This is a genomic window from Pseudobutyrivibrio sp. YE44, from assembly GCF_900104335.1.
GTDB lineage: Bacteria > Bacillota > Clostridia > Lachnospirales > Lachnospiraceae > Pseudobutyrivibrio.
The window spans coordinates 206,767-229,616 of sequence record NZ_FMXT01000003.1 but is presented as its reverse complement, the minus strand read 5'-3'; the positions used below and the strand labels follow the sequence as shown (position 1 = coordinate 229,616).

The 22,850-nt window shown below is 40.1% G+C and carries 21 protein-coding genes; 4 read left to right on the top strand and 17 right to left on the bottom strand.

What is annotated here, in order from left to right:
- Positions 1-13: 13 nt before the first annotated feature.
- Positions 14-796 carry an AAC(3) family N-acetyltransferase gene (locus BLR54_RS07585; RefSeq protein WP_090419035.1) on the bottom strand — a complete coding sequence of 261 codons (783 nt, stop codon included), beginning with the start codon at positions 794-796 and terminating at the stop codon, positions 14-16.
- 270 nt (positions 797-1,066) lie between these two features.
- Here BLR54_RS07585 and BLR54_RS07580 point away from each other — a divergent pair, with 270 nt between their 5' ends.
- Positions 1,067-3,109, top strand: a complete 2,043-nt coding sequence (locus BLR54_RS07580; RefSeq protein WP_090419031.1) for a beta-galactosidase — start codon at positions 1,067-1,069, stop codon at positions 3,107-3,109.
- A 157-nt stretch (positions 3,110-3,266) separates the two neighbouring features.
- On the opposite strand, the gene BLR54_RS07575 is transcribed toward BLR54_RS07580, so the two are convergent.
- The 7 genes from BLR54_RS07575 to BLR54_RS07550 all read right to left on the bottom strand — a co-directional run bounded on the left by BLR54_RS07575 (position 3,267) and on the right by BLR54_RS07550 (position 10,694).
- The gene (locus tag BLR54_RS07575; protein WP_090419028.1) at positions 3,267-3,998 is read right to left on the bottom strand and encodes a DUF4097 family beta strand repeat-containing protein; all 732 of its coding nucleotides are present in this window, start codon (positions 3,996-3,998) and stop codon (positions 3,267-3,269) included.
- Positions 3,999-5,006: a permease prefix domain 1-containing protein gene (locus tag BLR54_RS07570; RefSeq protein WP_090419024.1), complete on the bottom strand. Its 1,008-nt coding sequence runs from the start codon at positions 5,004-5,006 to the stop codon at positions 3,999-4,001. It lies immediately after the preceding gene.
- A gap of 23 nt (positions 5,007-5,029) precedes the next feature.
- The gene (locus BLR54_RS07565; protein ID WP_090419021.1) at positions 5,030-5,368 is read right to left on the bottom strand and encodes a PadR family transcriptional regulator; all 339 of its coding nucleotides are present in this window, start codon (positions 5,366-5,368) and stop codon (positions 5,030-5,032) included.
- A gap of 295 nt (positions 5,369-5,663) precedes the next feature.
- Positions 5,664-5,795, bottom strand: coding sequence for a hypothetical protein (locus BLR54_RS15165; protein ID WP_255396689.1), 132 nt, complete (start codon positions 5,793-5,795; stop codon positions 5,664-5,666).
- Positions 5,796-5,937: 142 nt separating this feature from the next.
- On the bottom strand, positions 5,938-6,609 hold the full coding sequence (locus tag BLR54_RS07560; RefSeq protein WP_090419019.1) for a hypothetical protein: 672 nt from the start codon (positions 6,607-6,609) through the stop codon (positions 5,938-5,940).
- A gap of 132 nt (positions 6,610-6,741) precedes the next feature.
- Positions 6,742-9,216 (bottom strand): endonuclease MutS2, encoded by a 2,475-nt coding sequence (locus BLR54_RS07555; protein WP_090419016.1) that lies wholly within the window; start codon positions 9,214-9,216, stop codon positions 6,742-6,744.
- Positions 9,217-9,239: 23 nt separating this feature from the next.
- A complete protein-coding gene (locus BLR54_RS07550) occupies positions 9,240-10,694 on the bottom strand; it encodes a hypothetical protein (RefSeq protein WP_090419015.1) in 1,455 nt (484 codons plus the stop codon).
- A gap of 201 nt (positions 10,695-10,895) precedes the next feature.
- Between BLR54_RS07550 and BLR54_RS07545 the strand changes: the two genes are divergently transcribed.
- The 3 genes from BLR54_RS07545 (at position 10,896) to BLR54_RS07535 (ending at position 14,222) form a co-directional block, all read left to right on the top strand.
- Positions 10,896-12,278, top strand: coding sequence for a condensation domain-containing protein (locus BLR54_RS07545; protein WP_090419012.1), 1,383 nt, complete (start codon positions 10,896-10,898; stop codon positions 12,276-12,278).
- A gap of 68 nt (positions 12,279-12,346) precedes the next feature.
- Complete coding sequence (locus tag BLR54_RS07540) at positions 12,347-12,586, top strand: phosphopantetheine-binding protein (protein WP_090419009.1); 240 nt, start codon at positions 12,347-12,349, stop codon at positions 12,584-12,586.
- A gap of 70 nt (positions 12,587-12,656) precedes the next feature.
- Positions 12,657-14,222 carry an AMP-dependent synthetase/ligase gene (locus BLR54_RS07535; RefSeq protein WP_090419006.1) on the top strand — a complete coding sequence of 522 codons (1,566 nt, stop codon included), beginning with the start codon at positions 12,657-12,659 and terminating at the stop codon, positions 14,220-14,222.
- 61 nt (positions 14,223-14,283) lie between these two features.
- On the opposite strand, the gene BLR54_RS07530 is transcribed toward BLR54_RS07535, so the two are convergent.
- The 9 genes from BLR54_RS07530 to BLR54_RS07490 all read right to left on the bottom strand — a co-directional run bounded on the left by BLR54_RS07530 (position 14,284) and on the right by BLR54_RS07490 (position 22,672).
- Complete coding sequence (locus BLR54_RS07530; protein ID WP_090419004.1) at positions 14,284-14,856, bottom strand: TetR/AcrR family transcriptional regulator; 573 nt, start codon at positions 14,854-14,856, stop codon at positions 14,284-14,286.
- 216 nt (positions 14,857-15,072) lie between these two features.
- Positions 15,073-16,755 carry a phospho-sugar mutase gene (locus BLR54_RS07525; protein WP_090419001.1) on the bottom strand — a complete coding sequence of 561 codons (1,683 nt, stop codon included), beginning with the start codon at positions 16,753-16,755 and terminating at the stop codon, positions 15,073-15,075.
- 145 nt (positions 16,756-16,900) lie between these two features.
- A complete protein-coding gene (locus BLR54_RS07520; protein WP_090418998.1) occupies positions 16,901-17,587 on the bottom strand; it encodes a 5'-methylthioadenosine/adenosylhomocysteine nucleosidase in 687 nt (228 codons plus the stop codon).
- A gap of 135 nt (positions 17,588-17,722) precedes the next feature.
- Positions 17,723-18,184: an S-ribosylhomocysteine lyase gene (locus BLR54_RS07515; protein WP_090418995.1), complete on the bottom strand. Its 462-nt coding sequence runs from the start codon at positions 18,182-18,184 to the stop codon at positions 17,723-17,725.
- Positions 18,185-18,248: 64 nt separating this feature from the next.
- The gene (locus tag BLR54_RS07510; RefSeq protein ID WP_090418992.1) at positions 18,249-18,797 is read right to left on the bottom strand and encodes a DJ-1 family glyoxalase III; all 549 of its coding nucleotides are present in this window, start codon (positions 18,795-18,797) and stop codon (positions 18,249-18,251) included.
- Positions 18,798-18,910: 113 nt separating this feature from the next.
- Positions 18,911-19,261 carry a hypothetical protein gene (locus tag BLR54_RS07505; protein WP_090418990.1) on the bottom strand — a complete coding sequence of 117 codons (351 nt, stop codon included), beginning with the start codon at positions 19,259-19,261 and terminating at the stop codon, positions 18,911-18,913.
- A gap of 109 nt (positions 19,262-19,370) precedes the next feature.
- A complete protein-coding gene (locus tag BLR54_RS07500; protein WP_090418987.1) occupies positions 19,371-20,831 on the bottom strand; it encodes a carbon starvation CstA family protein in 1,461 nt (486 codons plus the stop codon).
- A gap of 177 nt (positions 20,832-21,008) precedes the next feature.
- Positions 21,009-21,932 carry a SufB/SufD family protein gene (locus BLR54_RS07495; RefSeq protein ID WP_090418984.1) on the bottom strand — a complete coding sequence of 308 codons (924 nt, stop codon included), beginning with the start codon at positions 21,930-21,932 and terminating at the stop codon, positions 21,009-21,011.
- Complete coding sequence (locus BLR54_RS07490) at positions 21,932-22,672, bottom strand: ABC transporter ATP-binding protein (protein ID WP_090418981.1); 741 nt, start codon at positions 22,670-22,672, stop codon at positions 21,932-21,934. Before BLR54_RS07490 ends, BLR54_RS07495 begins: the two co-directional genes overlap by 1 nt.
- Positions 22,673-22,850 lie beyond the last annotated feature (178 nt).

Genomic DNA, 22,850 nt, shown 5'->3' with positions numbered 1-22,850 from the left:
TTTTTGAGGCAAACTATTTACGGTTTGCCTCAATCCATTCTACTGCAAAATCCACAAGCTCTCGCTGCTTCATAAATCTTAAGGTGGCATCACCTAAAGTACATTTCTTAACCTGATGCTTTTCCTCAAAGGCCTTTCCTATTTCAACAAAATCCTCTCCATCTACAAAAAGAGTTTCATAGGCCTTCCAGACTCTCTTGCCATCTTCCATGATAGCGCTATGTTCTACAGAGTTATGCTTGCTAGGGTACTCTGCTCTCACATCTGCCAAATGAATGGAGGTATTTTTGTCATAATCCACTCCAATCAAAAGTACATATCCATCTAACTCGTAGAGCTTTCCAACTGGCGAGCCTTCGCCGAAAATATTTGAAAGTGTGTGATTTTCTGTGAGATATTTTGCCTGTTTCCCCCATGCTGCCACGGATCTTGCAGGATGATCACTTCTTATCGAACCTGGCCAAGAACGGAACATTTCTGCCACTGCTCCCATGGTATTTGTTGGAGTAATATCTTTATCATAAGCTGGCCAATTCTCGCGAATTAAATCCCAATCGCTTTCGTCCACAGTCCAATGAACCCCCACCTCTGGATCAAGATTTTTCCAGGATTGAGTTGGCATCATAATAGTGCCATCCTCTCCGACTGTCTCAGTCAAAGCTTCTATAACCGTTTGAGCGCCGCCACAAACATAACCAAGCTGACTTAAAGATGTGTGTACCATTACATTATCACCGTTCTTTAATCCAAGCTTTTCAAATGCCTCTTTAATATCTTTTTTAATAATAGTATGCATTTCATCCTCCAATAAATATGACTTCTTGTATGTTTAAACGGTTTACTCACTATTTGTTCAAATTATAAAAATATTTATCACTATACTCAATAGTTAATAGCATAACCTACTAGAAATAGATGATTGAATTTATCACTTTTTTCCGCAAATATTAATCGTTTTCGCTGTTTTTCTGTGATAAATTAATATCAGTATTATTAACACCTCATCAGGCAGCTTCTTCTAAAGGAGAAGCCATCAGAGATTTTCAGATTCATAGGAGATTTTCAAATGAACAAGAAGATTTTATTTCCTCAGGTTAATGGCCTGCTTCATGGTGGAGATTATAATCCAGAGCAGTGGCTTGATCGACCTGATATTTTGAGAAAAGATATAGATTTAATGAAGGAGGCTGGCATCAACACTGTCACTATGGGAGTGTTTTCTTGGTCTGTCCACGAACCAACAGAGGGCAATATAAACTTTGACTGGTTGGCAGAGATTATGGACCGCCTCTACGACAATGGAATATATACTGTTCTTGCCACTCCAACAGGTGCACGTCCTGCTTGGCTTGATGAAAAATATCCATCTGCCATGAGATGTGATGAGCGCGGAGTAAGAAACCATCATGGTGTTCGCCATAATCATTGCATGCAGTCTCCAGAGTATCGTGAGAAAGTCCGCATTATGGATACAGCTTTGGCTCAGAGATTTGCAAATCATCCTGGACTTTTAATGTGGCACATTTCTAATGAGCTTGGTGGCTATTGCTACTGCGATACCTGTCGCAAGAAGTTCCAGGAATGGCTGGCTGAAAGATACGATCATGACATTGAAAAGCTTAACAAGGCTTGGTGGACCACCTTCTGGTCTCACAAGTTCAATAGTTTTGATCAGATTGACCCTCCATATTCAAATGGTGAAAACTGCGTACTGGGTTTGAATCTTGATTGGAAGAGATTTAGCACCTGGTCTGCAACAGATTTCATGAAGTTCGAAATTGATACTCTTCGTGCAGCTGGCGCAAAGGAACCTACCACCACCAACTACATGGAAATGTTCTACGACTATGATTATCACTATATGAGTCAGTTCATTGACGTTATTAGCTGGGACAATTATCCAGAGGCTCATAACAACTGGCAGTCAGACGCTTCGCATTTGTTAGAGCGTAGCTTCAATCATGCACTCTTCAGAAGCTTAAAACCTGAGCAGCCTTTCATGATGATGGAATCTGCTCCTGGTGTTGTAAACTGGCGCCCATACAACAAATATCGTCGTCCTGGCATGCACAAGCTTATCTCTATGCAGGCAGTTGCTGCAGGTTCTGATACTGTTCAGTATTTCCAAATCAGAAAGAGCCGTGGTTCCTCTGAACAATGGCACGGTGCAGTAATTGATCATATTGGAACAAACGACACTCGAGTCTTCAAAGAGGTTGCTTCCCTTGGGAAAGATTTAAAACGTATATACGAAGTAACTGGCACACTTTCAGACAACAAGGTCGCCATCATATTTGATTGGGACAATCGCTGGGCGGTGGACGATGCATGGGCACTTGCAAAGGAAACAAAGAAATTCGATGAGACCTGTATGTCCATCTATAACGAATTCATGAGACTTGGGGTAGAGCCAGATATCATTTCGTCTGATGGGGACTGGAGCAAGTACAAAGTTATTTGTGCACCAATGCTTTATGTGCTTCATGATGGAATTGGACAGAAGATTTCAGACTTTGTTGAGGCCGGTGGTCAGTTTATGAGCACCTATTTCACAGGATATGTTAATAAAGATTTGTTGGCAAACCTTGGTGGTTTTCCTGGAGATGGACTTGATAAAGTCTTTGGTATTCGTTCCGAAGAAATCGATACCCTATATCCTGATGATGAAGTGTCTATCAGTCTTTTAGACAAGGCCGACAAACGTTCACTTTCCGTTGAAGTTCATGATTATCAGGAATTGCTTAGAGATGTTTCTGCAGATATTCTTGCAAAATATAATAACGACTACATGGCCGGTACTCCTGCCATCACTCGAAACAATTACGGTGAAGGACATGCTTACTATGTTGCCTGTCGAGTCGATCAAAACGAAATTGAATTCCTCTATAGAGAAATGTTAGAGCACGCTGGTATCCCATATGCGAAGTTACCAATAGGCATTGAAAAGCACTCTCGTTTCTCTGAGGATAAGCGCTACGACTTCTATTTGAATTGCACTAATATTCCAATTGTAATCAAAGATGTCAGGGGCTACGATATTCTCTCCGACACCAAAATCGAGCGTAAACTCACGTTAGAGAAATATGAAGTAGCAATTATAAGGAGTTAGTTCACATAAATACTACGAGCCTTTAGTTACGACTACAAGCCATATATCTCTCCGCTTAGCTATAGAAAGCTTCGCTTGAGAGACATATGAGCTTGATGCCTACTAAAGGCTCTTACTTTTTCTAAACATCAACTACAAATTATGAGCAAGACGCTATCTAGTCGTGATTTTTCTTCACTTTTTTGCCGTTAACGGTTGCATCACCACATTCGTAATCCACTGTGATTTTAGCATTCTTATCAACTGTTGTAACATCCACATCTCCAAAGTCAACAAATGCATCTACATACTTGGCATCTACGTCTACATCCAAATCTCCGCAATCACACTTTGCATTAACACTATCAATCATTGAATTTGTCAAATCAAAATCTCCAAAATCTAATGAAAAATCTCCACTCTCTGCTTCTATATTTTTAACATCAACGTCACCACAGGATGTATTAACAATCATAGATGTGCAACAAAGGTCTTCAATATCTAAATCACCATAATCCAAATTCACTGTAACGTCATCAAGCTTGGCTGTTCTAGGAATCGTAACATCAAGTCTGTAGGTGTTCTTTCCAGAAATATTAATTGCAAATCCTTTTTTCATTTCCTGATTAACAGTCAATACACCATCCTCAAGCTTCACCTCTGGTGTACATCCATTTGGATATTTGTAAGTAACTTCAATCTTGTCACCGTACTTAACATATAAATCTGCGCAGTCACAATTAATATCGATACCTGTTAATGTGTCTCCTGATAGCTCAACAGTATTTTCAACAAGAGGACCATATTTTCCGAAAAGATTAAATGCGCCACTAAAGTGCATTAAGCAGCCTGCCACTATTGCAACAAGGGTCACGGCCCAAATAATGATTAAATAAATCTTCTTACTCATTTATTCTTCCTCCTTTACAAGAGCGGTCATCAGAATCTTACGAAGAACAGCTGCGATTGGCCAAATAATCCAGGTTGTGTGCCAGTTGAAGGTAAGGAAGCTAATAATTAAATAAATACAGGTTACTGTTGACCAATATACTTCCATGATAACCTCTGCTGTTTTGCTGACATATTCAACATCATCCTCATCTTTTCCATAATTTCCACTGAGTGTTTTTCTATCATTTAACTTCAAAACTTTCTCAAAGCCACCGTTAATGATTCCAGTGTAAACAAAAAGGAAAACTCCGACGCCAACAAATATAAACAAGAATACAGGTACAACCTCTGACTCATCAAAAAGGATGCAAGGAACAACACTTGTTACACAAAGAACGCAACCTATTGTTACAGCAACGACTCTAAAAGACTTGAAAGCAGAACGCATACCTTTGACCATGTCCGCTGTCTGCATATCAATCTTGCAAGCTTCCTTTTCTAAGTATTTCCAGTCGCCGCACATGATGCCACTATATACAAAAAGTCCAACTGCTATGGCGATAGATATGAAGAACAATGCACCTTCCATTGCTTCTGCTTTTGTATGAAATACTGCAGCTCCATAGTATTCACCGTTATTTCCAGCCAAAGCGTCAATAAGTATTGGCCAAACAACGCTTGTGATGCATAGGAATACACCAAGGGCAATCATAAATGCTCTACGCTTTTGAACGTTTAAGAAGTCTTTAATCTCATCCATCGAAACAAAGCGTCTTGGCTGTTCCTTCTCACGTTCCTGAACCTCTTCAACTTCCTTTGTAAGTCCAAGATCTTCAGCCAGCTCCTCAAGATTACCAAATTCTGAAATAACTGTGCCTACTGCTGTGTTTTCATTCACACCCTCGGCAATCATTTCATTGTACTTATCCTCCATCATTTGAAGCAGCTCATCTTTAGCTTTTCTAACTTCAGGAGTATTAGGCATGCTTGCGAACATTGCTTCTAAATAATTTTTTATAGTTTCCATAATCTTCTCCTATTTCAATCCTGTTACTTGTTAATAAACTTCTCAACTACTTCTTTTGTTAAATCCCATTCCTCACATTTGATACGGTAAAACTCTCTGCCGGCATCTGTGACACGATAATATGTCCGTTTCTTTCCATTTCCTTCTGGATCTGGATCTGCAACGAATGATTCAATGTATCCGTTTTTCTCCATTCTGGTGAATGCAGAATAAAGAGTTGTCTCCTTGATTATGTATTTCTCTTCTGTAATGTTTCTAATCTGCTTTGATATTTCATAACCATAAGATGGCTCTTTAATTAGGATGCTAAGAATCATGGTGTCGTTGTAGCCTCGGATTACATCACTACTGATTTCAGCCATGTTTAACCTCCTTTATTCTTTACGGGAATATGCAGCATTATAATCACCTAGGTCAATGAGCTGCTTCCTTTATGTACTTCATCTGTCATACTACGATAGGTTTACTACGTCTGATGTAGTACTTCATCTGTTGAAGTAAATATACTACGACAGATAAAGTATGTCAACACCTTTCTTAAAAATTATTTTTAACCACAAAAAAATAGCTACCTAAAGCATTTGCCTTAGATAGCTATTCTTGGGTAAAAGGAAGAAATTTAAATGAAAAAGAAAAATGTAAAAACACTAATTCTCTTTATACAAATCCAACAACTCGAAGAGTATTTGCTGATACAAACTCTGTCTTGATGCCTTCCCTATTAAGCTCGAATGCCTTTCTAAAAACCTCCTCAAGTGTACAACATCTGATAATTTCACCAACTGCCATTTTTCGAATCCTCCTGTTATTTTTTCATCAACTTTTTTGTTCCGATTTTATTATCGGCCACTTTTTAATTTTCTGTACCCCTTGTTGATGAAAAAAATATATCACAGGAATTATCACACTATTGTCACACTAAGTTATATCTTTAAACTTTTGCAAATCCTACAAGAAATCTGTAGAAAAACAGGCAAAGGAATACTTCACCAATCATTGAAAAGAAAAAGATTAAATCAAAGTTTCCAGTAGCTGGACCTACTGCTGAAAAAACAAACATCAAAAGTCCCGCTAAAAAGATATTCTTGTTCTTCTTTTTTACCCAAGTATAAATTCCAACAATAATTACTGGTATCACGGTGCCAAAGGATAATAATCTTCTCACCTTTTCAGCCCACATTGGGGTTGCATCGCTGGAAACATGTCTGTAGGTCTTTCCTAGCACCTCTGGCTCCAGCTTAACAGCAAAGCCCTGAGCCAATCCAATTACCATGATTACTGCAGTAACTGCCCAAAGAATTCTCATTGCTTTCTTTCCAAACCCCAGGGCATATCCACATATAGGAAACATTAATGGAATCAAAAGGCCATGGGCCAAGAATCTTACCCTGCTAACATTTTCAGAAATGCCTTCAGGCTTTACAGAACCAATAGCAATCAAAAAAGCGTCCAGGAATAAACCAACTGCTACCAAAAGCATGCACAGAGAAATCCCATTTTTCTCTTTAAAGAACTGCTTTAGGAACATCATAATAAAGCCTAGTTCAACTAAACATATTAAGCCAATTTCAATGTTTAAATATTCAATAATAAAATTATTCATATATTTCTCTTTCTACTCTAGCCCCTAGTCACAGCTACAAGCCTTAGTGTTTCCTCATTCAGCTTTAGAATGCTTCATTCGGAAACCTGAGAGCTTGATGCTTACTAGGGGCTAATTTACATTACTAAAAATTTATTTGAAAGTTACGATTGTGACGCCGGCGTCGCCTTCTCCGAACTCTCCCAAATGAAATTCAGCCACGTTTTTGCATTTGCGAAGATACTGCTGTACACCAGCACGAAGGGCGCCAGTTCCTTTTCCGTGAACCACACGAACTGAAGTCAAATGACTAATATAGGCATCATCCAAATATTTCTCCAGCTTGGCAATTCCCTCATCAACGGTACAACCAAGAAGATTTATCTCTGGTGAGATTGATGCCGCCTTGTTGAAGCCACCATAGGTCATGTTCTTCACACGTGTACCCTTCTTTGGAACGAACTTGTCCTCTTCCTCAATAAGAACAAGATCCTTAATGTTTACAGTGGATTTCATGATGCCCATCTGAACCTGTAAATCACCTTTTGCATTTGGAAGTGTACAAACATTTCCGGTAAGGTTCATTGAAAGTACCTTAACCTTGTCGCCTACATGAAGGTTAGTAGGCACATTGTGGTTTTCCTGAACCTCCTGCTTTTCCTTGGATTTGCTCTTAGCTTTGTTTACACCCTTTCCAAGGGCAGCACGCTTTGCCTCCATGGCAGAAATGTTTCCGCCACCCTTTCCAAATTTATTGAAATCACGAATGGCTTCATCGGCAATATCCTTAGCTTCCTGAAGAATAGCAGCTGCATCCTCGTGAGCCTGACGGATTAGTTCCTCACGCTGAGATTTAATTTTCTCTTCTTTGGCTGTGGCGTTGGCAAGTTTTGCCTCAGCTTCCTTTAAAGCGGCTGCAGCTTCTGCTGCATTTTCCTCAACTTCATGACGCTTTTGCTCCAAATCAACCATCAAATCCTCAAAGGATTTATCATTTTCTGACAATCGGCCCTGTGCATCCTCAATTAACTCTACAGGAATACCAAGTTTTCTGGAAATTGCAAAAGCGTTAGACTTTCCAGGTACACCGATGATTAATCTATAAGTTGGACTAAGTGTCTCTAGAGAAAATTCACAGGATGCGTTCTCCACACCCTCTGTAGAAAGAGCGTAAACCTTCAGCTCACTATAGTGAGTGGTGGCCATTGTGCGAACATCAAGGGTGTGAAGTCTATCAAGAATAGACTGGGCAAGTGCTGCGCCTTCCTTTGGATCTGTTCCTGCACAAAGCTCATCAATAAGAATTAGGAACTGTGGCACCTTGTTAGGCTCATTGGTTCCGTGAATTACCTTTGAATACACAAAGTCCTTTTTATTCTTAGCAATTAATTCCTCTGTCTCATGGGAATAGCTGCCACCGTTGATAGCCTCTAAAATGTGGACAATGTTCACCATATGAGATGAGAATGTAGACAGTGACTGCTCGATTGACTGCTCATCACCAATATCCGCATACACATCATCAAAGACAGCAATCTGGCTTCTATCCTTTGCAGGGATGTGAAGACCAGCCTGGGCCATAAGGGTAAGAAGACCACAGGTCTTAAGTGATACAGTCTTACCACCAGTGTTAGGACCAGTTACCAGCAAGAGATTGTAATCCTCTCCCAGCTTAATATCTGTGGCAACCACCTTCTTTGGATCAAGAAGTGGATGACGTGCACCACGAAGATTTATAATTCCATCTTCGTTGAACTCTGGGTTGCTGGCATTAAGCTCTATAGCGTAACGACCCTTTGCAAGAATAAAATCTATCTCTGTAAGTAATTCATAATTACGAATTATGCCTTCTGAAACCTCAGCAATTCTATTTGAAAGATTTGCAAGGATGCGCTGAATTTCATCCTGCTCGCGAACCTGAAGCTCGCGCATCTCGTTGTTTAAATCTACAGCCTGCATTGGCTCTATGAAGAAAGTGCTTCCTGTAGAAGACTGGTCGTGAACCATACCTGGCACTCTTGATTTGTAATCAGAGCGAACTGGCAAGCAATAGCGGCCTTGACGCATTGTAACAACAGGCTCCTGCAAATATCCTCTAGTGGTGCTGTTGTTAAGAAGAGAGTTCATGACACTCTTAATCTTTTCATTTGTGCGCTGCATGCCTCGTCGAATCTCAAAGAGGGCTGTGCTGGCATCATCTGCGATTGTCTCCTCATCAATGATGCAGCGTCTAATCTCGTTAAGAAGTGCCACCTCAGGAGAGAGCCCATTGAAATAGAAGCTAAGGGCATCCTCTTCCTCCATCTGCGAGCCATATTTTGCCACACGCTTTGTAACCTCAAGCACCGATGCCACTGCGAGAATCTCGTCTATAGCAAGGGAGCTTCCAAGCTCTAGTCTGGCAAGAGATGGGCGCAAATCTGTGGTGCCACTGGCGCTTACATCTGAAAACTTTACCAGACGATTAAAAGCGCAAGCTGTCTCCTGCTGCATCACCTTTATCTCTTCAATATCATTTATTGGAAGCAACTGCTGGCAGCGAAGTCTTCCTGCCTCACAGGTAGCCTTCTCAGCAAGTCGCTCTATTATCTTGTCATACTCTAATGTCTTTAAAACTTTAAGGTTCATATTTTTATCCTTTGAAAGTATATTTAGTAGTTCTTATTTAACATGTTTATAAATTTATCGGCTGTGTATTTACCACGTAAATCTTTATAAGTGTCTCCTTCGATATCCGTCTCTTCCTCGTCCGATTCACTTACATTATAATCATATTCTTTAATAACCGCTTTTACCATTCCATCCTTAAACGAATACACATCTAAAGTACTACAGTAATAGTAATCTACAACTAACTCTGGAACATCGTCATCATCAATATAAGCCAAGGCGTATTTTTCGTCAAAGTCAGATCCTTTGACCATTACAAACTGCTTATAAGCCTCCTGCCAAGTGTTGTATTCTCCACCACTCTCTCCAAGCAAGGCTTCTCTAATAGCATCTGTTGTAATATTATCACCTAATTCCGTACTTATCCTCATGGATAAAGATTCTGATGGATGTAGTTTATACCCATCGTTGGCGTAATTTTCCTCACAAGTAATAATAACAACTTTGTTCTCAGAATTGAAATCTTTTCCTACTACAATAATATCCTTAACTCCATCGGCATTTACATCAAAACAGCCGATATCTCTGATGCTTTTTATATCAAAATCTTCTTCATCAGTAAAACAATGCAAGCGCACATAGTCACTCATTTCATTGTCTATCACTATAGCAATTAAGGCTGAGGTTCCATCTTCTGTATAATCCTCATCCCCTTGGTAGGATATCAGACGCGCGTCTTCTCCCAATTGTGGTATATCTAAATCCATAGTATACTTTGGATCATTGCCGACCTCCCACATATTCTGATTGGATTTTAAGACATAGCCATTCTCAGTTTTAACCAAAGCTATTTCTTTGTTAGGGAAATCTACATAAGCATCCGCCCTAAAATCGTCACTTGCCATTTCCAACACGTAGGTGTTATTAACTCTTAATCCAGATACACAAGTGCATGGTTCGTAGCTAGTAAACTGCTGCTCCTTATAGTATGCATCATAATCCTTATTATATATCCAACACAGGTCCTTTTTCACAGACTTAAGCCTGATTCCTGTATGGCTATAAATATAGCTATCTAAATCACTACTTGAGATGCCAACCAACTCAGAGTAAAGACAATCCGCATCATTCTTATCTAGGTAAAATTCTTTTTCCGCTTTTGTTAAGTTCTTTCTTTTAATTCCTGCTCCATCAGCAAGAACTGTGTTCCAAAAGATTTCATCAGGACTAGAAAACGTTGCAACATAAAAGCCATTATACTCATCTGTATTGAAAAGCTCGGTAAATTCCTTGCACTCATCCCAGCTTAACGCTACTGCCTCTGGAGAATTCTTTATATCCTCCACCTCTACATTTGTTGCTATTGCCTGTTCTAATTGAAGTCTTTCGCTTGATGTCTGCTTTTTGGCAACATACCCTTCATAGTATCTTGGTCCAAATACTCCTGCTAAAAATGCAAAAATCAATCCCACAAAGATTGCTATTCTTTTTTTCATCTTAGTTTTTATGCCTCCATTTTACTGCGAAAATAATTATAATCTATATAGTTATAAATTCAATCATATAATATCTAAAACAACCTCAACTCCTATTGGTCACTTTCACTTCAAGTGTTCATTAAATTCCCTACCCCATTGATTTCGTTGCTTTACTGGATTATGGTAAGTGGCAAATGATTTAGATGAAATGGAGTTGTTATGAAAAAATACCCACTTACAGCAGCAGAAAACATGCATTATCAATGGATTCGCAGGTATGAAACCCAGCAGGTTTCCGGCTTGAGTATCGTAGCATCCTTAAAGGCTGATATAGATTTCAAGCTATTAAAGAAATGTATACTGCTTGAGATTCAGCGCTATGGCTGCCTTAGAGTTCAATTCACAAAGCCTGATAAAAAGGGTGATATCCAGCAATATATTACAGATAAGGTTCCAACGGATATTCCTATGAGGGACTTATCCGATTTATCTTTGGAGGAAGCTGACCAGGCAATGCAATCCTGGGCCTACAACACCTTCGTTGGCGATGATATTCCAATGTATGAGTTTTTCCTAGTTAATCTTCCAGAGGGATATAAGGGATTTTTCCTCCACATGGATCACAGGCTGATTGATTCCTGTGGTGTGGTGGTTATGACCAACGACATAATGTCACTTTACACCCACTACAGATTCGGTGCAGACATGCCAGAGCCTTTGGCGGACTTTGAGAAGGTTCTAGAAAATGACTTAAAAAAAGCCAGCAATGAGAAACGCTTCCTTAAGGATAAAAAGTTTTGGGACAGTCAACTTGATGAATTAGGGGAGCCTCTTTATTCAGATATTCAAGGGCCAATGGCTCTTGATAGAGCAAGGCACAACCACAACAATCCAACTCTTAGGGCTGCGGATATTGAGCTTAAGGAATTGTTTGTTGCAGTTAAGGATTATAAGTTAGATTCAGATGCCAGTAAAAAGCTTTTTGATTTCTGCCAAAATCATCAGCTTTCCATGACAAACTTGTTGCTGCTTGGCATGAGAACTTATCTTTCAAAGATGAATAATGGTCAGGAGGATATCTCCATTCAGAATTTTATTTCCCGTCGTTCTACCCACGATGAATGGACCTCAGGTGGTAGCCGAACAATTATGTTTCCTTGTAGAACAAAGATTATGCCAGATACAGAATTTTTGGAAGCTGCCTACCAGATTCAGAATATCCAGAATCAAATTTATATGCATAGCAACTATGATCCTGCATTAATCTATGACGAGATAAAAAAGAGATACGGCACACCTGAAAACACCACCTACGAAAGCTGTTATCTCACCTATCAGCCAATGCCTGTTAAAATGGGAAACCCATTTTTAAAGGATATTCAGATGCATTCTAAATGGTTTGCAAATGGTGCAGCCACTAAGAAAATGTATCTTACAGTTTCACATACAGAGGATGGTGGCATGAATTTCTCTTATCACTATCAAACTGTTGAACTTAATGAAAAGCACGTGGAACTGTTTAATTACTATTTGATGAAAATTATTTTTGCCGGTGTTGAAAATCCAGGATTAAGCATCGGGGATATAATTGCAAGTGTTTAATACATCTTGTTAATCAGCTATGCTGAAGGCTTCTTATCAAGAGAAGCCAATAAGAAAGGAGACGAGTTATGAGTATTGAAAAGAAATTTAAGGAATTAATATCACAGTACTGCGCAGCAGCCCCAGAAGACCTTAAGGGTGACATACGTTTCAGAGAGGATTTAGACTTCAGCTCTTTGGATTTCATGTCCTTCCTAGGAGAAGTTGAAGATGAATTTGACGTGGAGCTTGTTCAGGAACAGGTTGTTCAGATTCGTACCGTTGGTGAGGCACTTTCAATGATTAAGGATTTGCAGGAGGCATGCTAATGAAAATCTTAAGAATCTTATGGTTTAGCTTTGCTAGAAGCTTTCACAATTTACAGGAGGTGGCTTAAGCATGGAAAATTTACGTTCCCTTTGGGATTCTACTGTAAAAAGCTTTGGTCCACTTCCAGCTGTCAGATGGTTGAATAAAAAGGATGTGCAAGAAACCACCTACGAAAAGATAAATGAAATGGTTGTACATATCCGAGCGGGATTATTCAGCCAAGGCTTCAACGAGGCTCACCTTGCCCTCATTGGCGAGACAAGCCTTCAGTGGGTGGCCAGCTATTTAGGTATCGTTACAGGCACAAACGTGGCGGTGCCTTTAGACGCTCTTCTTCCACCTGAAGATCTTATAGACTTAATTAACAGAGCCAACTGCCGTGGACTTTTCCTTAGTCCAAAGCTTATTAGCTTAGCTGAGCCAATTCTAAATAATTGTCCGAAGATTGACCAAATTTGGCTACTTCAAAACTCTTATGAGCAGTCAATTCCTAACGCCAAAATTGCAGTTCTTCCAGAGCTTATTGATTTAGGTCGAGGTAAAACTGATGTGTTAAGTTCTACTGCCGATTCCCTTGCTACTATAATTTTCACCTCTGGTACCACTGGAAAGAGCAAGGGTGTAATGCTTACTCAGCGAAATCTTTTTGACAACGTAAAGAATGTGGATTACGTGGTTGATCCTGGCTGCGTTATGATGAGCGTGCTTCCTATTCATCATGCATACTGTCTTGTTATGGATTGGCTTAAAGGATTTTCCTTGGGAGCAATCGTTTGTATCAACGATAGCTTTATGCATATGGTTCGAAACATGAGCATCTACAGGCCGCGAGTTATTCTTATGGTTCCTCTTATGATAGAGTCCATCTATAAACGTCTTGCCGCGACAAATGAGCAATATGAAAATGCTGATGAAGCCACCCTTGCTAAGGTACGTGCCTCAGTTTACGAAAATGTCTTCGGAGGAAATCTTGAAATTATATTCACCGGCGGAGCCCACTTAGACCCATTTTATATTGAGGAGTTTGCAAAATATGGCATTGATATTCTTGAGGGATATGGCATGTCAGAATGCTCTCCTGTCATTACCACAAACACCGTAGCATGCCACAAGGCTGGCTCTATCGGAAAACCACTGGCAAACGTACAGATTAAATTTGAGGATGGAGAAATACTTGTAAAGGGCACCAGCGTAATGAAAGGCTATTATCAAATGCCTGAAGAAACAAACTCTGTCTTCTCTGAAGATGGCTGGCTCCACACCGGCGATAAAGGTTATCTCGATGAGGATGGCTACCTATTTATCAACGGTCGTGTAAAGAATCTTATCATTATGTCCAATGGAGAAAACATCTCTCCTGAGGAGATTGAAAATAAGCTTAGCCTTAATCCTCTTATTGGCGAGGTTATTGTTTCTGGAAACGGCACTGGACTTACAGCGCACATTTATCCTGACCAAGATTTAATTGAAAGGCGTGAAATTAAGGATGAAGAAGTAAGAACTTCCCTTCAGGAATTCATTGATAATTATAACAGTGCTCAGCCTAGCTACAGACATATTACAAATATAGTTGTACGCAGCGAGCCTTTCATTAGAAACACCACTGGCAAAATCAAGAGAACAGCTATTGCATAATTATTGTTAACATACCCTATCATTTTAAAAGCCCCTAGCTCTGATGAACTAGGGGCTTTTATTATCCCATAAATGGAAGCACTCCATTTAAAAATACTGTTGTAAGAATATCTGCAATAACCTCAGGGGCTTCCTTGCAATCCTCAGAGGTCCACTTATGAAGCACACCTAAGTTGATTCCAATGGTAGCTGCAATATAATAAGCGAAGCGCTCTCGGTCTTTAATAGCCTCTGGTGCAGCCTCATTTAGCTCTGCCACATAGCGGTGAAACATCATCATAGCCTTTTCTAGGAAGCTGTCTCCTCGCGGACTATGGAGAATACTTGCCAGGAAAGGATTATCCTTTGTGTAATTACAGATGGCAAGAAAATATGAATGACACAACTGATGGTCATCCTTTGGATGAAAGCTTTCCATCAATTCAAAAATATCGTTAATTGTCTTATCCTCTGCTGCAGAAATCAAAGCAGGGATATTCTCATAGTGATTGTAAAAGGTGCTTCGAACCACACCAGATTTCTTCACCACGTCCGCGACACTGATCTTCTCAAACTGCTTTTCTCTGCTCAAGAGAAAAAAGGATTCAATTATAGCGTCTTCTGATATGCTATATCTCTCATCTAATTCATTCATAACCTACTCCCAAATATGCGTTTTGCATATAAAATAAAAAGCACCCAGTAGGTAACAAGCTCTAATATTTCTTAAGCGAAGCTTTCTATGCTGAGGCTTGGGTCAAAAGGATGATTACTTTAGTAATCAACTTTTGTGCCCTAGTAAGCTTTAGCTTACATTCCCCGAAGGGCGTAGAAATCATTAGGCTTGTAACCGTAACTGGGTGGTCATTTTTTAGCTAAAGATTGGTTTGAGAGCATCAGCAAGCTTGTTCTTCATTGCCTCAGCCTCTGCAAGATCCTTACCCTTTGTAGTGAAGTAAGTCTTAATCTTTGGCTCTGTACCTGAAGGACGAACTACAACTGTGCATCCATTCTCAAGACCGTAAATAAGAACGTTAGCTGAAGGAAGTCCTGTCTCAGCTGTGTTCTTGTAGTCTGTAACCTTTGAAACTGCAATACCTGCAAAATCAGCTGGTGGATTCTCACGAAGTGAGCTCATGATGCCAGCCATTGTATCCATACCTGAAAGGCCTGGGAACTCGAATGAGTCTACCTTGTTAAGGTAACGACCATACTCTGCATAAATCTCTTCAAGACGCTGCTTGATAGAGCTTCCGATGCTGCGATAGTAAGCAGCCATCTCGCAGATAAGCATTGAACCAATAACAGCATCCTTATCACGTACGTAAGGACCTGCAAGGTATCCGTAAGACTCTTCGAAACCGAAGATAAATCTATCAACCTCACCATCAGCCTCAAGACCAGCAATCTGATCACCAATCCACTTGAAGCCTGTAAGAACTGAACGAAGCTCTACGCCATAGTGCTCTGCAACTGCATCTGCAAGTGGTGTAGAAACGATTGACTTAACTGCTACTGGGTTCTTTGGCATTGTGCCCTTCTCAATACGACCTGCGCAGATGTAATCAAGAAGAAGAACACCAACTTCGTTACCAGAAACAAGCTCATAGCTTCCATCTGGACACTTCATAGCGATACCAACACGGTCTGCATCAGGATCTGTAGCAAGCATAAGGTCTGCACCCTCTTCCTTTGCAAGCTCAAGACCAAGCTTAAGAGCCTCAAAGATTTCTGGGTTTGGATAGCTACATGTTGTGAAGTAACCGTTTGGATATTCCTGCTCTGGAACGATAGTGATATCTGTGATACCGATATCGTTAAGAACACGTGTTACAGGAACTAAACCTGAACCATTAAGTGGGCTGTAAACAAGCTTTAGACCAGCTGTCTTGCAAAGACCTGGACGAACCTGTCTATCCTCGATTGCTGCATAGAATGCATCCTTGCAATCATCTCCAACAAACTTAATAAGACCCTGCTCAACACCCTCTGCAAAAGACATAACCTTTGCACCTGTGAGAACATCTGTCTTCTGAATCTCATCGTATACGATAGCTGCTGCATCATCTGTCATCTGACATCCGTCTGGACCGTATGCCTTGTAACCATTGTACTTAGCTGGGTTGTGTGATGCTGTAACCATAATACCAGCGTTACACTTGTAGTAACGTGTAGCAAATGAAAGTGCTGGAACTGGCATAAGCGCATCGTAAATACGAACATTGATGCCGTTAGCTGCAAGTACACCAGCTGCTGTCTTAGCAAAAACATCGCTCTTAAGACGTGAATCGTAGCTGATTGCAACTGTCTGATTGCCGCCCTGAGTCTTTACCCAGTTTGCAAGGCCCTGAGTAGCCTGACGAACAACATAAATATTCATTCTGTTAGTACCTGCACCAAGCACGCCACGAAGGCCTGCTGTACCAAAAGCAAGTGCTACAGCAAATCTGTCTTTAATCTCTTCATCGTTTCCATTGATTTTGTTAAGCTCTGGCTTAAGATCGCAGTCCTCAAGGTCTGCTTCAAGCCAACGCTTGTAATCATCCATGTACATACTCTTCATCTCCTCGTTTATATACTTAAATAGCTTAAAAACTTCTTTAATTTTAAGTAATTAGGTTAGTCATGTCAACCTGACAAAAATAAAGGGAGACCTGACAAAATCAAGTCTCCCCATATATTCAATATTTTAAGGCGCTTTATTTTAACTTCTTAATAACATCAAGAATAATTGAAATTGACTGCTCCGCTGCCTTACCTGCAAAGGTGTTGTAGTCCATTGCACTTCCGTCAGCATCAGAGATAGAACGGATAAGTGTAAATGGAACGTTGTTAATGTAGCAAACATGAGCAATGCTGCCGCCTTCCATATCAGCTGCTAGTGCATTGAAAGCTCTATGAATATTGTTTCTCTGTTTGTCTGTATCTACAAAAAGATCACCAGATGCAATTATACCTGTTTGGAAATTGATTCCCTTTGCAGCCAAAACCTCACAAACTATTGAACTAAGCTCTTTGTCTGCTTCGAAATTTACTACATTAATTCCAGAGATTAATCCTCTTGGATCACCTAATGCTGAGGTGTTCATATCATGCTGAACAGCTGAGTCTGCAACTGCAACATCTAAAACCTTAAGGTCTTTTACTAAGGAACCAGCTACACCGATGTTGATCACATGGTCTACACCGAAATGTACAATCATAATCTCTGTACATACTGCAGCAAATACTTTACCTACTCCGCTGACAGCTGTGACAACATCGATTCCATCGATTTCTCCTTTAATAAATGTAATGCCACTGATTGTTTCTAAAAGTGGTCTCTTGATAGATGGCTTGAGGTTCTCAATTTCCATCTGCATAGCGCCAATAATTCCTAAAGTCATAATGTACTCCTTCTCTACTTATTCTCTCGCTGGTTACGGTAACAAGCCTTAGTGTTTCTCCGCTCAGCATAGAAAGCTTCACTTGAGAAACCTAAGAGCTTGTTACCTACCAGCTATTTATAATTTATGCTATATTTACACCGGATAGGAAAACTCCATGTTATTCCATGAATTTAGCACGTCTAGGTAACGCTGACATTCGGTTTTGGCTAACGAAATGTCAAGGTTCTCGTAATGTCCACACTCGATAGCACTCTTTCCGAATACATCGCCCTCGTGGTTTACAGTCTGTTCAAACACCTTCTTTACAACCTCGAAGGTCTTCTTTGAATCTACACCCTTTACCACTAAATAAAAGCCTGTCTGGCATCCCATTGGTCCAAAGTAAATGACATGATCTGCTATTTCTGAATTACGTATATACGTAGCAATCATATGCTCCACTGAATGCATTGTTGCATTGTCCATGTAGTCGCCTGCATTTGGCTTACGTGTACGTAAATCGTAGGTAACAATGTCTCCATCATCTACACGTGAGATATAAAAACCAGGTGTAAGTACATTGTGATCAATTGTAAAACTCTTTATCTTTTCCATTTTTGTCCTTTCCTTATGGCTTCCCTTGAGAGGAAGCTGTCAGCTTGTGCTGACTGATTAGGTGTTATTTATAAACAATAGCTTGTGCTAATTTCTCTGCCGCTTCATCCCCCTGGAAGGTTCTGACTATCTCCAAGGCAAATGGAATTGCTGTTCCAAGTCCTCTACTTGTGATTATGTGGCCATCGTGGCAAACAGCATCCTGTGACACATTAGCACTAAGCAAATCGTCTTCCATTCCCGGATAACAGGTGGCCTTTCTTCCTTCTAAAAGACCTGCCTTTCCGAAAACTGTAGGAGCGGCGCATATAGCAGCAAGCCCCTTCTTTGATGTATTGAATCCATGTATCTGATCCATAAGAGGTTCACAAAGCCCCAGGTTCAGTGTGCCTGGCATTCCACCTGGAAGCACAAGCATGTCTGCAGACTCAAAATTAACATTTTCGATAAATTTATCACAAAGAGTAGTTATTCCATGACTTCCCTTTACCTTCTTATCTCCGGTAATAGAAACCATTTCGATTTCAATTCCTGCTCGTCTAAGTAAATCAACAACAGTAAGAGCTTCTATCTCCTCATGCCCTTCTGCCATAAAGATTAAAACCTTGCTCATGTCTACCTCCCATTTATTAAATAATTACCACATTCGTCTAAAACATATATTAACACAAAAGGAGCCGAATTGCTCGGCTCCTTGAAAAAGTCATTCATATTTATTATAAGTCTTTAAGCATAAGCATCGAATCTACTGCCCGCCATATTATATGTATTTCCTATGCCCTTCATACTGTAGCTTGTGTTACTTACAAACTTGGCAGCAATATCATTGAAGGAACTTGCTGTCTGCAGAGTCTTTTGCTGAATATCAGCTGGATCGATTACTTCCTCAACCTCTCCCACCTTTGCATTTGGATACTGTACAGGAACAGTTCCATTGACACCAGATGTCTGCTTTGTGGTTTCTGCATTGTACACATCAGAAAATCCTGCAGTATTTTCTACTGCATAATTCATAGGCTGGATGTTTGCCACTGGACTACTATATGCATTTATTCCACTAATAGGTGCTATAGCCATAAAAATCCCTCCAACTGTGCGTAATGTAATACTACCACGATTGGAGGGATTAAAACCAAAAATCACAAATTATTCAGTCATACTCACCTGTCTTATATGAGACTATTTTTTATACGTGATGTGACAGATGGAAATGCTTAAAACCTTCATGCTGCTTGTTTGTAGCATGTATAAATAATCCAAGGAATACAAGTGCTGCAACCAAACCAACTGGATAAGCTATTGTGGTTGACAAATGTAAGCACTCCGGTGCACAGAAGAAGTAGGTCACTGAAACAGCAGACATGAAGAATGCTGGTATTAAAGTAATGATATATTTCTTCTCATTCTGATACAGATACATAGAAGCAGTCCAAAGAGCTATCATAGCTAGTGTCTGATTTGACCAGCTGAAATATCTCCAGATAACACCATAATTCAACTGACTGATTAATGCGCCTGCTACAAGAAGAGGTACGCAAATATATAATCTCTTTAGATAGTGCTTCTGCTCAATCTTGAACCAATCTGCAATAACAAGTCTTGCTGAACGGAAGGCTGTATCACCAGAAGTGATTGGACATGCAATAACACCAAGCATTGCAAGAACGATTCCTACACCACCCATTGTCTTTGTGCAAATATCATATACACAAGTTGCCTGGCCATTTGCAAGCATCTCTGTTAAACCAACTGTTAATCCACCTGTTCTAGCATAAACTGCAGAACCTGCTGCTGCCCAAATAAGAGCAATTATGCCTTCACTTACCATTGCACCATAAAATACCATATGACTTTCTTTTTCTGAGCTACAGCAACGAGCCATCAAAGGTGACTGGGTTGCATGGAAACCAGAAATAGCACCACATGCAACTGATACGAACATCATTGGCCAAATAGGTGTTGTTGATGGATGAAGATTTGCAAACTCAATCTCTGGAATTGTATAGCCATGAGTAAAGATACCAATTGCAACACCAATTGCCATTACGATTAAGCAAATACCAAATACTGGATAAAGCTTACCAATAATCTTATCAATTGGAATAAAGGTAGCGATGAAATAGTAAATTAAAATAATTGCTAACCAGAAATAGGTGTTAGTTAAAAGACCAGAACCTCCCTGATTTCCAATTAAAAGAGAAATCAAACCTGCTGGCCCAACTGCAAATACTGTACCAACCATAACAAGAAGAACCACGCTGAAAATGCGCATGATAGTCTTCATTATATTACCGAGATACATACCTGTAAGCTCTGAAACGCTGGCACCGTCATGACGCATACTCATAAATCCTACAGAGAAATCATGAACACCACCGGCGAGAATTGTACCAAGTGTAATCCAAAGGAATACAGATGTACCCCACTGAGCACCTGCTAAAGCTCCGTAAATTGGTCCAAGACCAGCAATATTTAAGAGCTGAATCAGGAATAATTTCCATTTAGGCATAACAACAAAATCAACCCCGTCGTTGATACGCACTGCCGGGGTTTCTCTATCATCCGGTCCATAAACCCCTTCAACAATTTTTCCATAAACAAAATAACCACCAATAAGTACCGCCAGACAAACTAGAAAACTAATCATAAACCAATTCACCCCCATTCTTTTACATGTCCCAAAGGACCCTCTCTAAGGCTGATTATAGTTCTAGTAAATAGACAGTTCAATAATGTTGGTAAAAATTTCATAAAAAAGACATAAAAATACACCACCCCAAAATGGGATGGTGTGTAAGCTTGCCCTCAAGTGGAAGGCTATTTATTATCTTAAGAATCCAGCTACGATTTGCTCTTCTGCCTCTTCCTCTGTAAGTCCGAGAGACATAAGCTTTATAAGCTGATCTCCAGCAATCTTTCCAATTGCTGCCTCGTGAATAAGTGCTGCATCTACATTTTTAGCATCAAGCTTTGGAATAGCTACAACGTGGGCATTTCCCATGATGATGGCATCGCAAGCTGCGTGTCCGCTGCAGGCAGTGTTACCTTCAATAGCAACCTCGAAAATCTGCTCTGAATCATCCTTTGCAACAGAACGTGAAACAACATCTGCACTAGAGCTCTCACCATCAAGAACAACCTTGTAATCAGAGGTAGCTGTCTGTGAACCATGAGTCATAAGTGCCTCGTGAATAAGAAGAGTTGCCCCCTCTTTAAGCTCAGCAAGATTTGTACGTACAGTGGAATCAACACCCTTAATCTGCACCATTTCCATCTCTACATAGCTACCCTCTTCCTGATATACGTTTGTAACAGGATTAAGGATACGAGCGCCCTTGCCGTCGCCCTCACCGTAATGCTTTTCAACATATTTAATGTGAGCATTCTTTCCAACGTGGAAGGTATGAATACCATCATGCTGAGAATCCTGATCTCCACAATTGTGGATACCACATCCAGCTACGATAGTAACATCTGCGTCATCGCCAATATAAAAATCGTTGTAAACCATATCCTTAAGACCACTCTCTGAAAGAACAACTGGGATATGAACACTTTCACCCTTTGTTCCTGGCTTTACAATAATATCAATACCTGGCTTGTCTTCCTTTGTAACAATATCAATATTTGCTGTTGTGTTACGACCAGCGCTAGTTCCGTTGGCACGAATGTTGTAGGCGCCCTGTGGAATGCTATCTAAGTCTGCAACTTCATGTAATATATTCTTCTGAATTGCATCAAGAGTCATTACTGGTCACCTCCTAACTTCTCGCAAGCAATACTTGCTGCAGAATCTGTACCAAGAAGACCTGGAAGAATTTCATCCTTTGGTCCCTGTCTCTTAACCTTGCCGTTTTCAATAACAACGATTTCATCGGCAATATTAAGGATTCGCTCCTGGTGAGAGATAACGATGATTGTGCCGTTAACGGTCTTTCTCATGTTCTCAAATACCTTAATAAGGTTCTGGAAGCTCCAAAGATCGATACCTGCCTCTGGCTCGTCAAAGATTGAAAGCTTTGTACCACGTGCAAGAACTGTAGCAATCTCGATACGCTTAAGCTCTCCACCTGAAAGGGATGCATTTACTTCACGCTCAACATAATCCTTTGCGCAAAGACCAACCTTTGAAAGATATTCGCAGGCTGCTGCAACAGAAATGTTTTCACCAGCTGCAAGACGAAGTAAATCTATAACACGAATTCCTTTGAAATGAACTGGTGCCTGGAAAGCAAAGCTGATTCCCATTTTTGCACGCTCTGTAATATTTTTGTCTGAGATATCCACACCATCCAGAATAATCTGGCCTGATGTAAGCTGATTAACGCCCATGATAAGCTTTGCAAGTGTAGACTTACCGCCACCATTTGGGCCCGTGATGACTATGAACTTGCCATCTTCTACTGTAAGGTCGAGACCATCGATGATTTCCTTTGTAGAATCACCCTCATCATCAACCCTGTAAGTAAGGTTTTTGATTTCTAACATTTTAGTACTCCTCTATTGTATCTGTATCCGAAGGTAATGCTCTGCCAGAAGCAATTACCCTATAACTAGTAGGTCATTTTAAGTGCCCTATTATAATAACACGAAACCGCTCATTTCTGTGAATAAATTTTCAAACATTAGCTTAAATGATAAATGTTATCACTAGCATCCTTAGAGA